Origin of the sequence: uncultured Bacteroides sp. (assembly GCF_937912035.1) — a bacterium.
GTDB lineage: Bacteria > Bacteroidota > Bacteroidia > Bacteroidales > Bacteroidaceae > Phocaeicola.
The window spans coordinates 20049-34806 of record NZ_CALDPF010000039.1; the positions used below are offsets into that span (position 1 = coordinate 20049).

At 36.0% G+C, this 14758-nt stretch carries 8 protein-coding genes; 6 read left to right on the plus strand and 2 right to left on the minus strand.

Annotation, left to right across the window (positions count from 1 at the left end):
- Positions 1-178: 178 nt before the first annotated feature.
- The 6 genes from Q0486_RS11190 (at position 179) to Q0486_RS11215 (ending at position 9953) form a co-directional block, all read left to right on the plus strand.
- Entirely contained in the window at positions 179-1255 is a 1077-nt protein-coding gene (locus Q0486_RS11190) for a DUF1573 domain-containing protein (RefSeq protein ID WP_299233189.1), read from the plus strand.
- A gap of 49 nt (positions 1256-1304) precedes the next feature.
- Entirely contained in the window at positions 1305-2408 is a 1104-nt protein-coding gene (meaB, locus tag Q0486_RS11195; protein ID WP_299233192.1) for a methylmalonyl Co-A mutase-associated GTPase MeaB, read from the plus strand.
- Between the two features lie 19 nt (positions 2409-2427).
- Positions 2428-6225 carry a DNA polymerase III subunit alpha gene (dnaE, locus tag Q0486_RS11200; protein WP_299233195.1) on the plus strand — a complete coding sequence of 1266 codons (3798 nt, stop codon included), beginning with the start codon at positions 2428-2430 and terminating at the stop codon, positions 6223-6225.
- Positions 6226-6287: 62 nt separating this feature from the next.
- On the plus strand, positions 6288-6602 hold the full coding sequence (gene trxA / locus Q0486_RS11205; RefSeq protein WP_299233198.1) for a thioredoxin: 315 nt from the start codon (positions 6288-6290) through the stop codon (positions 6600-6602).
- A 39-nt stretch (positions 6603-6641) separates the two neighbouring features.
- Positions 6642-6977 (plus strand): hypothetical protein, encoded by a 336-nt coding sequence (locus tag Q0486_RS11210; protein ID WP_154045101.1) that lies wholly within the window; start codon positions 6642-6644, stop codon positions 6975-6977.
- A 147-nt stretch (positions 6978-7124) separates the two neighbouring features.
- Complete coding sequence (locus tag Q0486_RS11215) at positions 7125-9953, plus strand: TonB-dependent receptor (RefSeq protein WP_299233201.1); 2829 nt, start codon at positions 7125-7127, stop codon at positions 9951-9953.
- On the opposite strand, the gene Q0486_RS11220 is transcribed toward Q0486_RS11215, so the two are convergent.
- Together Q0486_RS11220 and Q0486_RS11225 are read right to left on the minus strand one after the other, a co-directional pair.
- Positions 9928-10371 (minus strand): hypothetical protein, encoded by a 444-nt coding sequence (locus Q0486_RS11220; protein WP_299233206.1) that lies wholly within the window; start codon positions 10369-10371, stop codon positions 9928-9930. The genes Q0486_RS11215 and Q0486_RS11220 overlap by 26 nt on opposite strands.
- 124 nt (positions 10372-10495) lie before the next feature.
- A complete protein-coding gene (locus tag Q0486_RS11225) occupies positions 10496-14758 on the minus strand; it encodes a two-component regulator propeller domain-containing protein (RefSeq protein ID WP_299233209.1) in 4263 nt (1420 codons plus the stop codon).

The following is a 14758-nucleotide window of genomic DNA, read 5'->3' on the forward strand; positions in this document are numbered from 1 at the left end:
GTGTGGTCACATGATTTTTTGTTTTTGTTATATGTTTGGTTTGTGTGATATTTTACCTTTAGTTACTTTTTCTTTATGTTATGATTTATTCGAAGACTACTTTTGTGAAGAATTAAAATTCTATCTATCTTTGTTTCCGTATTTATGTCGTTTCGATTTATTTTAAAGATTAAAGCAAATGAAAAGATTATTTTTTCTGATAAGTATATTGAGCTTTGTTTCAATCATTGTAGATGCACAGCCTAAAATTTCTTTTGATGCCCAGTCGAAAGATATTGGTTATATTCTTTGGAGAAATCCAGTTACGGTGAAGTATTCATTTACAAATACAGGTAATAAACCTCTGGTTATATCAAATGTAACGGTTTCGTGCGGGTGTATGCAGGCTGATTGGACAAAAGAACCGGTTCAGGCTGGTGATAAAGGTGAAATTACAGCTGTATTTGATGCAGAAGCTATCGGAAAGTTTTATAAGGAAGTTGGAGTGTATTGCAATGCGTCTAATATTCCTTTATATCTGGATTTTACCGGTGAGGTAACTGCCGATCCTAAAGATTATTCATTTACTCATGAATTCGGTTATGGTGCCGTAAGGACAAATAAGGATGAGATAGTGTTTGATGATGTCAATAAGGGTGAGAAACCACAATTGGAGATCCTTGTAGCTAATACATCGAATAAAGCTTATAGTCCTGTTTTGATGCATTTGCCTCCATATCTTTCAGCCAAGGCTGAGCCTGAAGTTCTTGGCTCGCAGAAAAACGGTAAAATAACGGTGACACTTGATACTGATAAACTTCCAAAATTGGGTATAACCCGTACTACTGTGTATTTGTCGAGGTTTATGGGGGACAAAGTGAATAGTGAAAATGAGATTCCGGTTTCTGTTGTTCTTCTTCCGGATTTCTCGGTTCAGAGTGAATATCAGAAAGCTAACCCGGCTATGGTTGAAATAAGTTCTACTTCGTTGGATTATCACGGATTGAAACCTAAACAGAAGAAAACTCAGACTGTTACAATAACCAATAAGGGTAGGTCAAATCTTGAAGTTTTGGACTTGCAAGTGTTTACCATGGCTCTGAATGTCAAGCTTAACAAGCATATTATCAAACCGGGTGAATCAGCAAAAATGAAAGTGACGGTGTTGGCAAATAATCTATCACGTTCAAAAGGTAAACCAAGGGTTTTGATGATAACGAACGATCCTAAGAATCCTAAGATTACCATTAATATAAATGCTGATGTCGTAAAATGATTATGATGTCAGACATTTTCAGATATTAACCTTCAAAAATATTACCATTATGGAACATCCTGAAAACAACGAACAATATAAGGGGCTGACTGTCAATCAGGGCGTTGAACAGCCTTCGACTGTAAATCCTTATATAAATCTCAGAAACAGACCTAAAAGACGTCAGTTTTCTGTAGATGAATATGTGGAAGGTATAGTAAAGGGTGATATAACCATGCTTAGCCGTGCTGTAACTTTGGTGGAAAGTATAAAACCGGAACATCAGGCTATAGCTCAGGAAGTCATAGAAAAATGCTTGCCTTATTCCGGCAATTCTGTAAGAGTTGGAATAAGCGGTGTTCCTGGTGCGGGTAAGAGTACTTCCATAGATGTATTCGGGCTTCATGTACTTGAAGAAAAAGGCGGTAAACTTGCTGTACTAGCGATAGACCCTAGTAGTGAGCGTTCCAAAGGTAGTATTTTAGGTGACAAGACAAGAATGGAGAAACTGTCCGTTCATCCTAAATCATTTATTCGTCCTAGTCCGTCAGCAGGTTCGTTGGGAGGAGTGGCACGCAAGACACGCGAAACGATTATTCTGTGCGAAGCAGCAGGCTTTGATAAGATTTTTGTTGAAACAGTAGGTGTAGGCCAGAGTGAGACAGCTGTTCATTCTATGGTAGATTTCTTCCTTTTAATACAGCTTGCAGGTACAGGTGACGAACTTCAGGGAATAAAGCGAGGTATAATGGAAATGGCCGACGGAATAGTAATAAACAAGGCCGACGGAAATAATATTGAAAAGGCTAAACTTGCTGCCGCACATTTCCGTAACGCACTTCATCTTTTTCCTGCTCCTGAATCAGGATGGACACCTCAGGTTCTGACATATTCCGGATTTTACAATATAGGAATAAAGGAAATATGGGATATGGTGTATGGATATATCGACTTTGTAAAGAAGAACGGATATTTTGATTACAGGAGAAATGAGCAGGCAAAATATTGGATGTATGAAACAATAAACGAGCATCTTCGCGACAGTTTCTATCAGGACCCATTGATTGCCGATATGCTTGAAATAAAGGAAAAAGAAGTTCTTAACGGACAGGCTACATCGTTCACGGCAGCCAAGAAATTGCTTGATGTTTATTTTAACCAATTGAAGAAGTAAAAAGATTTTTATATAAGATATGCAGGACTTTGTACATTTACATGTTCACACCCAATATTCTATTCTTGACGGGCAGGCTTCCATACCAAAACTGGTAGATAAGGCTATAGCCAATGGTATGAGAGGTATAGCTGTCACAGACCATGGTGCCATGTTCGGTATCAAGGAGTTTTTCAATTATGTAAACAAGAAAAACGGAGGGACAAATGGCGAAATCAAGGATTTGAAGAAGAAAATAGCAGCTCTGGAAAAAGGAGAGGCCGAATCTGAAAATCCTGAAGAGGAATTGGCTGAATGCAGAAAACAGTTGCAGGCGGCACAGGACAGACTGTTCAAGCCGATTATTGGATGTGAGATGTATGTGGCACGCCGCGGGCTTAAAGACAAGGATGGTAAGCAAGACCAGAGCGGTTACCACCTTGTAGTATTGGCTAAGAACCTGAAAGGGTATCATAATCTTATCAAGCTCGTTTCTAAGGCATGGACAGAAGGGTTTTATATGCGTCCGCGTACAGACCGTGCTGAATTGGAAAAGTATCACGAAGGACTTATCGTTTGTTCTGCTTGTCTTGGAGGTGAAGTTCCTAAAAAAATAACGGCAGGACAGCTTGAAGAAGCAGAAGAGGCTATACGCTGGTATAAGAATCTTTTCGGAGATGACTATTATCTTGAGCTTCAGCGTCATAAAGCTACTGTGCAAAGAGCAAACCATGAAGCTTATCCGTTGCAGCAGACTGTAAATGCGAAACTGCTGGAATATTCCAAGAAATATAATATAAAGCTTGTTTGTACAAACGATGTGCACTTCGTCGACGAAGAGAATGCTGAAGCTCACGACCGTCTTATCTGTCTTAGTACAGGAAAGGATCTTGACGATCCTAACCGTATGCTATATACCAAGCAGGAATGGATGAAGACTCGTGAAGAGATGAACGAAATCTTTGCCGACGTTCCTGAAGCACTTTCAAATACTGTTGATATATGCAATAGCGTAGAATTCTATTCTATTGACAATCCGCCTATTATGCCTACTTTCGCTATTCCGGAAGAATTCGGAACGGAGGAGGAATACCGTAAGAAATTTACAGAAAAAGACTTGTTTGATGAGTTTACTCAGGATGAGAACGGTAATGTTGTAATGGATGATGCTTCGGCCAATGCCAAAATAAAGAGGCTTGGAGGTTATGAAAAATTATACCGTATCAAGCTTGAAGCCGATTATCTGGCAAAACTGGCATACGACGGAGCGAAACGTCGTTATGGTGAAGTTCTAAATGAAGAAGTAAGCGAGCGAATAAAGTTTGAGTTGCATATTATGAAGACCATGGGTTTCCCTGGTTACTTCCTTATTGTGCAGGACTTTATCTCTGCCGCAAGAAACAAGCTTGACGTGTCTGTCGGTCCGGGACGTGGTTCTGCAGCAGGATCGGCTGTGGCATACTGTCTTGGTATTACACAGATTGACCCTATCAAGTACGACCTTCTGTTTGAGCGTTTCCTTAATCCGGACCGTATCTCTCTTCCTGATATAGATGTTGACTTCGATGATGACGGACGTGGACGTGTCCTGAATTGGGTAACAGAGAAATACGGACAGGAAAAGGTTGCGCATATCATTACATACGGTACAATGGCCACTAAATTGGCTATCAAGGATGTGGCACGCGTACAGAAACTTCCGTTATCGGAATCGGACAGACTGTGTAAACTGGTTCCTGACAAGATTCCTGACAAGAAGCTGAATCTTACTAATGCTATAGCATACGTACCTGAACTTCAAGCTGCCGAAGTTTCTACTGACCCTATTTTGAGAGACACCATCAAGTATGCGAAGATGCTTGAGGGTAACGTACGAAATACCGGTGTGCATGCCTGCGGTACTATAATTTGCCGTGACGACATCACTGATTGGGTTCCTGTAAGTACAGCCGATGATAAGGAAACAGGCGAGAAGATGCTTGTCACCCAGTATGAAGGTTCTGTAATCGAGGATACCGGTCTTATCAAGATGGACTTCCTTGGACTGAAGACACTGTCTATCATAAAGGAAGCACTGGAAAATATAAAGCATAGTAAGGGTATAATATTGAATATAGACGAAATACCGATAGACGACCCTGCCACATATAAGTTGTATGGTGACGGACGTACAATCGGAACATTTCAGTTCGAATCTGCCGGAATGCAGAAGTATCTGCGTGAGCTGGAACCATCAACATTCGAGGACCTTATTGCCATGAATGCCCTCTATCGTCCGGGGCCTATGGATTATATCCCAGATTTTATCGACCGTAAGCATGGACGTAAACCTATAGAATATGATATACCAATCATGGAGAAATACCTTAAAGATACTTACGGTATTACGGTATATCAGGAGCAGGTCATGTTGCTGTCACGTCTGCTTGCCGACTTTACCCGTGGTGAGTCTGATGCCCTCCGTAAGGCGATGGGTAAGAAGCTTCGTGACAAGCTGGATCACATGAAACCTAAGTTCATCGAAGGTGGAAAGAAGAACGGTCATGACCCACAGGTACTTGAAAAGATATGGGCTGACTGGGAAAAATTCGCTTCGTATGCGTTCAACAAGTCTCATGCCACATGTTATTCGTGGGTAGCATATCAGACTGCATACTTGAAAGCTAACTATCCTTCTGAATACATGGCTGCCACAATGAGCCGAAACATTGCCAACATCACTGAAATCACAAAACTGATGGACGAATGTAAGGCTACAGGTATCAATGTGCTGGGACCTGACGTAAACGAAAGTGAGCTTAAATTCTCTGTTAATAGCCGTGGTGACATACGTTTCGGTATGGGAGCTGTTAAGGGAGTAGGAGAGTCGGCAGTGCAGAGTATCCTTGAAGAACGCAGAAAAAATGGAGAGTTCAAGAATATATTCGATTTTGTACAGAGAGTGAATCTTTCCTCATGTAACAGGAAAAATATAGAAAACCTGGCTTTGGCAGGAGGTTTTGATAGCTTCCCGGGTATAAAGCGTGAAGACTTCTTCGTAAAGAATGCAAAAGAAGAAACTTTTGTGGAAGTTCTTGTAAGATATGGAAACAAATATCAGGTAGACAAGGCTGCTGCAACTAATTCACTGTTTGGTGGAGAAATGGCTGTAGAGATTGCCACACCAGAGATCGTACCTGCAGCCGCATGGAGTGACTTGGAGCGACTCAATCGTGAACGTGAACTTGTAGGAATATATCTTTCAGCTCATCCTTTAGATGAATACGCAGTAGTATTGGAGAATGTATGTAATGTGCACATGGCTGATCTAGCCGATTTGACACCATTGCAGAACAGGGATTTAATACTTGGTGGAATAGTGACAGGTGTTCGTGAAGGATATACCAAAAATGGTAAGCCATACGGTGTAGCGAAGGTTGAAGACTATTCCGGAGTGTCGGAATTTGCATTTTTTGGCAATGAATGGGTTGAAAAGAAGAACTTTTTCAGCGAAGGAATGTTTTTATATATGCATGGAAAATGCCAGCCTAAACAATGGAAGCAGGATGAGTGGGAAGTTAAAATCAATACAATCGAGCTTCTGCCCGATGTGAAGGAAAAAGTAATTGAGAGAATAACAGTCAAAGCACCTCTTTCATCAATTGATGATGAGTTTATCACTGAATTCGGTTCCATTGTAAAGCAGAATCCAGGAAATGCTGAACTCTTGTTTTATATTATGGATGATGACGGACAGATGTATGTAAATCTTTCTTCACGTTCCATCAAAGTTTCTGTACAAAAAGATTTGATTAATTATTTAAAATCGCAATCACAGTTGGACTATAAAATAAATTAGTCTATATTTGTTGCGAATAACATATAAACAATTGAATTTATAAACTTAAAAAGATAGAAAAAATGGCACTTAACATTACAGATCAGAATTTTGAAGAGATAATGGCAGAGGGTAAACCTGTAGTATTGGACTTTTGGGCAACATGGTGTGGTCCATGTAAGCAGATTGCTCCATATATCGAAGAACTTGCTGAAGAATATAAAGAAACAGTAAACATCGGTAAATGTGATGTTGACGAAAACTCAGATCTTCCTGCACAGTTCGGAGTACGTAACATCCCTACAGTACTTTTCATCAAGAACGGCGAAGTGGTTGAAAAACAGGTTGGTGCAACTACCAAGCAGGCTTTGGCTGAAAAACTGAAAGCTATCCTCTGATAGTAACGGACTTTTATTAATCATTAAATACTGACAACTATGGCAACAGACAACGAATTCTTGTTGGAAGACGAGGATGATGAAAAGACGATTGAGTTTATCAAGAACTATTTGCCTCAGGACTTGAAAGAGAAGTTCACAGACGATGATTTGTATTATATATTCGACCTTATAGTGGAATATTATACAAATAGTGGATGTCTTGACGCTCAGCCGGATGAAGAAGGATATATCAATATCGATCAGGATGAGATTGTTAATTATATAATTAAGGAATCTGCCGAAGACGGTATGGGACCTTACGAACCGGACGATGTATTTTTCGTTGTTCAGGGTGAAATGGAATATGGAAACCAGTTGGGTGGTGTAGAATAATAAAAATTTCTTATAAAAATGCTTCAAGGTATTTTCATGTATCTTGAAGCATTTTTTATAGTGCAATGATTAAACCTTTTAAAAGAACTTCAATCTAATACAATAAAATAGGCATTCAAAGTTATTTCTTTATATAAGTCATTCCTAATGAAAAACATATACTTGATATTATTCTTCTTTTTATCATTACATGTTAATGTGCTATCACAGAATGCTGTGACAATAAAAGGGGTGGTGTCAGATTCTTCTACAAGTATTGGTATAGAATATGCTACAGTTCAGTTATTGGCTATGCCTGATTCATCTCTTGTAGCTGGTGTAGTTACAAAAAAGGATGGTTCGTTCAGTCTGCCTTTTTCAAAGGCTGGTAGTTACTGCGTAGTAGTTTCGTATATTGGATATAATTCTTTCAGTAAAAATATATATTACAAGTCATTACCCAAAAATGATATTCATTTTGGAAATTTGAAACTTTCATTTGACGCGATAATGTTGGATGAGGCTGTAGTAACTGCTGAGGCTCCACCTGTTAAGATGGAAGAAGATACAGTTGTATATAATGCTTCTGCTTATAAGGTTACCGAAGGGGCGGTTTTGGAGGAACTTATAGAAAAGTTACCAGGAGCAGAAGTGGATGATGACGGTAAAATCAAGATTAATGGCCGTGAGTTGAAGAAAATCATGGTTGATGGAAAAGAGTTTTTTGGTGGTGACCTGAAGACAGGGCTACAGAATTTGCCGGTTGAACTAATAGACCAGCTGAAGACATATAGCAAGGAATCTGATATGGAGAGGATGACCGGTATTGATGATGGCGACGATGAGGTGGTACTGGATATAAAGTTTAAAAAAGGGAAGAACAAGGGTTGGTTCGGTAATCTGGATGTAGCAGGTGGTACAGAGGAAAGATATTCTTCTAAAGCAATGCTGAATCGTTTTATTGAGAATACCCAACATTCTGTTGTAATGTCGGCAAATAATGTTGGTGACAGAAATTTCTCAAACAGTTCGCGTGCAAACTGGAAACAGAATAACGGTCTATTGTCTTCTAATAATGCAGGATATAACATGGCTGTTAAGAATGAAAAACTTGAAATTGGAGGAAGCATACAGTGGAGAGGAAACGATAAGGATGTGCGTGGAATTAACTCTACAGAAAGGTTTTATTCATCAAAAAGTACTTTCTCCAATTCCAAAAATATTAATAAGAGTACTTCGGGTAATATCAAGACCGATTGGAGACTGGAATGGAAACCAAATAAGTTTACTACTATACTTTTCAGACCATCGTTTTCATATTCATCGGATAGTAATGACCAGAATAATATATCAGGAAGCTTCAATAAAAATCTAGAAACATTAGTAGATAACCCTTCTGATCATATTCTTCCTGGTGATGATGAGGAATTGGAACAGACTTTAAGAGAAATACGAATAAATGCGTCAACTGTTGACAATTCTTCAATGAATAAAAGACTTAATGGTAGTGCTTCTCTTATGTTTAACAGGAAAATTGGAAATAACGGACGAAATATAGGTTTGAGGTTTGGTGCTGGAATAAGCGATTCAGACAATAGCAGGTTCCGAGATTCGGAAACTACTTATTATCGTCTTAAAGATATTTATGGAAGAGATTCTGTGGCATATCGTCGTCAGTATATATCAACCGAAACAGAGAGCAGAAACTATAGTGCGCAGATCACTTACAGTGAACCTGTAGTACAGTCAGTATTCCTGCAGTTCAGTTATCAGTTTCTATATAAAAACAGTTTTAGTGGAAAATCAACGTATGATTTTATTGACTATGATGATTGGTCATTAGAACAAGAACTACCACAAGGATATGAGTCATATATGATAGACAGCCTTGGTAAAGATGCTGATTATAAGTATTTTAATCATGATGTTTCGATGACTGTACGTGTTACCAAGAAAAAGTATAAGTTAAGTGTCGGTATAACCATGCAGCCGCAAAAATCTGTCTTGTCATATCGTCTTGGTGAAGCTTATATGGATACTACAAGACAGGTGTTTAATTTTGCTCCAAAAATAGACTTTAAGTATCGTTTCTCGAAAGTGAGTCAGTTACAGTTCAAGTATTACGGCAAGAGCTCCCAGCCAGATATGGAGTCTATGCTTCCTATAGAGGATAATTCCAATCCTCTGAATATACGTGTGGGTAATCCCGGACTATTACCTTCATTTTCACATAACATACGTCTTGGGATGAATACTTATAATAATGATCATCAGCGTTCTGTCATTATAAATGCTAATGCTTCAATTATCCAAAACAGTATCAGTAACAGCACGATGTATAATGAAGAGACTGGAGGTCGTATCACTATGCCAAAGAATATAAATGGTAATTGGAATGGAAATCTGTCAGCTGGATTTAATACCGCACTGAAAAATAAAAAGTTCACTATCCATGCCAATACGTCTTTCAGATACAGGAATAGTGTGGGATACATTTATGAAAGTTCATCCAAATCAACAATGAAGAATACTTTATCTGAAACGGGTATTACAGGGCATTTGAGTGGTGTGTTCAGAAATGATCTTATGGAACTGTCTGCAAATTCATCTATTGGTTATACATTTGAAAAGAATAAGATTTATCCAGAGAAAAATCAAGAACCATATACCTATTCATACGGTTTATCTGCTACATTTAATTTGCCGTGGAGTATCAGTGTTATGTCAGGAATTGTGAATCAATGCCGTAGAGGATATGATGATGACTATTTTAATCGAGATGAACTGTTGTGGAATGCCAGGTTATCAAAATCCTTTTATAAAGGCAGGGCTATATTCAGTATCGAAGCATACGATATGCTTGCCCAAAAAAGTAATATTTCAAGAAGCTTGAATTCCAATGTACGCTCCATAACAGAGTACAATGGAGTGAACAGTTACGTTATGGCGCATTTTATCTACAGATATAATGTCATGGGCGGGAAGAAGAAAAAGTGATTTCCGGATTAATTCCTTTTATGATTTCAAGCATCATATTCCTGTTCTCCGGAGATATATATGTTTTCTTTCCGCTTTTCTCAATTATAACAGTATCATATGGAATGTTCAGAGTGAATCTTTTTTTCTCTTTCAGAGCTATTATTTCCTTTATGTCTAATATATTGATGGATCTGTATTTGAAATCTCTGATACTGAGATATTCATCGGCTATGCTATATTCTATGTGATATATTCGAATGCATGACGACAGAGCCATGAAAATGAAACATGATATGAATGGAATGAGATTGTCAACGTTTTTTTCTGACAATAGTACCAGAACAATACATAATACTATCGCTGTTACAGAATACATCATAGACATCCATACACAACCCTTTGCCTTTTCCGACATTTGTGAACTGAAAGTTTTCATATCGTCTGCTGTTTTAATTATTTTATTGCTACAAAAATAAAAAAACTCCTTTAAAGAGGTAATATCTGGTATGGTTAATATTTATGTTGTGATAAAATTTAATCTGAATTAAGTTTTATGTTGGCTAATCATCAATTAAAGAATCAATTTCGTTGTTAAATTTCCGACGTAAATATATCGATGGACTTATACCAAAATGTTCTTTAAAGCATTTTCCAAAATAATGAGGATCGTTCATTCCAACCATATATGCAACTTGGCTAACATTATATTTCCTTTCATTTAATAACTCCATAGCCTTGTTCATACGATATTTTCGTATATAATCATTAGGTGTAATACCCATAATTCCCTTTACTTTACGATAAAATAATGTACGTCCTATTCCTAAACGTTCAGCAAAACTGTCTACAGAAAAAGTAGGATCAGATATTGATGAAGAAATGATTTCTTCCAATTGTTTAACGAAGGCACTGTCTAGCTCATCTAAAGATTCTAAGTTCTCAATACAAGACGGATTTACATTTAGACTTTTTCTGAGAATTTCTTGCCTTTCTAATATTTGTATAATTTGTGCTAAGAGCAATTTTAAGCTAAAAGGTTTGGTAATGTATGCATCGGCACCACTTTGTATTCCTTTTAGATGATCATTCTCGGAACTCATGGCTGTAAGTAAAATTATAGGAATATGGCAAGTGTATATATCTTTCTTTAAACGAGATGTTAACTCTAGACCATTTAGTCCTGGCATCATAATATCACAAATAATTAAATCTCCTTCAAAGGTGCGTGCAGCTTTTAATCCTGAAGTACCATCTGAAACACTTTGTACATCAAACCATCTGGTAAGTTCATGCACCAAATATTTTCTAACATCTGTATCGTCTTCTATTACTAGAATTCGAGATTTTGTTTTTTTCGTAAGAATTTTATTTTCCAATTCAACAAAAGAACTACTTTCATTGGATGATTGAACGACTAATTGTCCTATGTGTTTTTCCAAATCTTTTTCTTTAATAAAGTCTGTTTCATTGTATTTTTTTATATCAATTGGAATAGTTAATGTAAAGATGGAACCTCCGCCATTACGTTCACTGAAAGAAATGTTTCCTCCATGTCTTTTGGCTAACTCTAAACTGAGATGTAGTCCTATTCCTATGCTATCAGTAGAAACATTACTTTGTGAAAAGCGGGAAAAAAGTTCATGTTGTCTATTAGCAGGAATCCCAATACCTGTATCTGAAACAGTCATAATAATTTCTTTTGTTTCTCTATTTTCTGTAACATTGAAATCCACGCAACCATAATCTGGAGTATATTTCAGTGCATTAGATAATAAATTATGAAGGATTTTATCAATTTTATCTTGGTCTATATATACGTATTGTTCCAAATCACCAAATTGTAAGTGATAACTGATATGTTTATCATTAGCAGCTTCTATATAATATTCGTATATATGACTGATAAAAGAATTTATATCTGTTTTTCTAAGATGTAATAATTGTTTATTTAATTGTACTTTCTGAAATTCCATAAGTTGTTCAATAAGTCTCATCATTCTGAAAATACTTTTTTTCATCACACGGAATGGATATTCATACTCATTGGTAATACCAATATTTTCCATTCTATCCAAAGAACCTTTTATCAAAGTTAATGGAGAACGAAACTCATGAGAAATGTTTGTAAAAAACTTAATTTTATAATCAGTCATTCGTTTTTCTATAATAATCTGATTACGTAAAGTATTGAAACGTTTTATAAGTAGAAACGAAAGAATAAAAATGACAATAGCTATTATAAAATAGCAGATAAAAGCTAATCTAGAAAGCCAGATAGGTGGATTGATGATTATATTCAATATCATTTTTCCATTTATCCATTGTCCTTTATCATTGCAAGCTTTTATCCATAAGCGATATTTTCCTGGAGGTAACTTTTGATAATTAGCAATGTTGGATATTGAAGGTATACTCCAGTACTGGTCATAACCTTCAAGTTTATATGAATATTTTGTAGGAACAGTAGCACCGTAATCAAATGCTGAGAAAGTTATACTTAATGAATTTTGATTGGATTCCAATTTTATCTGATCGGTATAGGAAACAGAATATGATAATAGAGAATTTGTAGAATTTGGATACACAGTGTTTCCATTAACTTTAAGTGTTGTTAGTTCTACATTAGGAATTACACCTGTAGAGTTTATACTGTCTGGATAAAACACCTGTAGTCCATGTTCTGTACCAAAAACCAAACGACCGTCTGATAATAATATGGATGATCCTTCGCCATAGACATTTTCTGACATTACCGAAGAAAAAAAGAAATTGTCAAAATGTTCGTTCTCAACAATAAATCTAGAAAGTCCATATTCTGTTGAAATCCATATATTACCTTTCTTGTCCTCAATAATTGACTGTACTACGTTATTTACTAAGCCATGTTGAGTTGTGTATTGCTTAAATTTTAAGTTTTTTATATCATTAAATGAAGTACATAAGTTTACACCACCTCCAAATGTACCTACCCACATACGTTGTTTACTGTCTTTATATATGTATTTTACTATATCAGCTGTTAATAATCCATTGTTTGAATTATATTGGTAGATGTTTTGTGAGTTTTTAATCAATGAGTCAGGATGAAAAATATAGAGACCATTATCTGTTCCAACCCAAATTCTATCATAAGAATCTGTTGCTATATGTCGTACGTATTTTTGTTGTAAATTATCTTTTAGAAATAACTTTAAAGAATCAGTAGCACCGTTTGAAGGAATTAACGCTAAACCTTCACCAAAGACAGCAACCCAAATACGATTTTTATAATCGCGACAAAAACTGAATACTCGCTTTTCTGAATTGAAAGGTAAAATAGTTTTGTTAATTTTATCTATACTCCTTTTTATTATTCCATAATCACTTGTTCCTAACAAAATCTCCTTTTTATTAATCTCTTGAACTGCATAAATACTCGTTGGAAAACTATTTGTTTCAATGACTTTGTTCATTTGATTATTAAAACGGAATAACTTTTGGCTACGATTTCCTACCCAAATCTCATTTCTATCGGATACCTGATATATCAATCTTATAGAATTATTTTTATTAGTAACTTCGTCATTTGCAGGATAAATAAAGTCAATATCATATTGCATCACACGAAGACATGATAACCCAGCTTGTTCTGTAGCTATCCAAATCGCACCAGAATTATCTTTAGTGATGAATTCTAGTGTGTTAGAACTAATATAGTTTTTATGACCAATACGATAATTTATATGTTTTAGTTTTTTTGATGAACGATTATAAATGTATAGCCCGTCCCCAAATGTTGCTATCCAAACAAGACCATGTGAATCAACTACAACCCTGCACCAAGGATTCTTGCCCCATTTCATATATGGTATGTTAATATCAGCGAAATCTCCATTATTTGTATTTATATAACGAATTACTCCTTTTCTATCGTATAACCAAATATATCCATTTTCTTTTGTAGCGATTCTTCCGTCTGGAAAATTTATGCTTTCAGGTTTAGAAAAGTCTTCACTTTCAAGATTAAAAAGGTATCCTCCTGAAGATGTTATTATTGCCCAATTTTGTTTCCAACTAAAAGTCGTTGTCAGGTTTACGTTTTTTTTTGAATAAGGATTTTTACAAATTATTTTTAAATTGTTTTTTTCTGTTATCTTGTAAATTTCTGCATTAGGTGTTATTAAAAAGATTTTATTTTCATATGATAAAATATCACTAAAAGGGTGTCCATATCCAAGATGTTCAACATTTGTATTACAAACTCTGGTTATTCCATTTTTTGTGCAAATCCAGATATTGTGCAGTTTGTCTTCGCGAATCTGCATAATCTCATCTGAAGATAATTTTTTATTGTTTGTATTATAAAATTCTGAAACATAATCCCCATTTTTTATTGTAATTCTACAACATCCACCATCACGATTCCAAAGCCAAGTATCTCCATTTGAGGTTTCCATGCGAAATCTGAATTTATACATAAAATTTCCATTTCCTATAAAGTCAATAAACTCCTCCTTTTTAACATCATAACAAGCTATATATCCCGGAGAAATAAATAACCATAAGCACTTTTGTTTGTCTTCTTCAATACGCTCAATACGCTTTCCTGCCAAAAAGGGCTTATTTTTTGATGTTACTGAAACAAACGAGTAGCCATCATATCGCGCTAAACCATTTTGGGTCCCAAACCAGATAAAACCCTTATTGTCCTGAAAGATATAGCGCACATGATTACTAGGTAATCCATCTTTTGTTGACAAAAATGTAGAACTTATGTCAAGCGTAGCTTGTATATTAAATATTACTCCTAATATTATAGTGACAAAACATAATAACTTCTTCAT

Excerpts from the sequence above, each read along its gene's own strand:
- Q0486_RS11190 (WP_299233189.1), top strand. The coding sequence starts at position 179 with ATGAAAAGATTATTTTTTCTGATAAGTATATTGAGCTTTGTTTCAATC.
- meaB (WP_299233192.1), top strand. The coding sequence starts at position 1,305 with ATGGAACATCCTGAAAACAACGAACAATATAAGGGGCTGACTGTCAAT.
- dnaE (WP_299233195.1), top strand. The coding sequence starts at position 2,428 with ATGCAGGACTTTGTACATTTACATGTTCACACCCAATATTCTATTCTT.
- trxA (WP_299233198.1), top strand. The coding sequence starts at position 6,288 with ATGGCACTTAACATTACAGATCAGAATTTTGAAGAGATAATGGCAGAG.
- Q0486_RS11210 (WP_154045101.1), top strand. The coding sequence starts at position 6,642 with ATGGCAACAGACAACGAATTCTTGTTGGAAGACGAGGATGATGAAAAG.
- Q0486_RS11215 (WP_299233201.1), top strand. The coding sequence starts at position 7,125 with ATGAAAAACATATACTTGATATTATTCTTCTTTTTATCATTACATGTT.
- Q0486_RS11220 (WP_299233206.1), bottom strand. The coding sequence starts at position 10,371 with ATGAAAACTTTCAGTTCACAAATGTCGGAAAAGGCAAAGGGTTGTGTA.
- Q0486_RS11225 (WP_299233209.1), bottom strand. The coding sequence starts at position 14,758 with ATGAAGAAGTTATTATGTTTTGTCACTATAATATTAGGAGTAATATTT.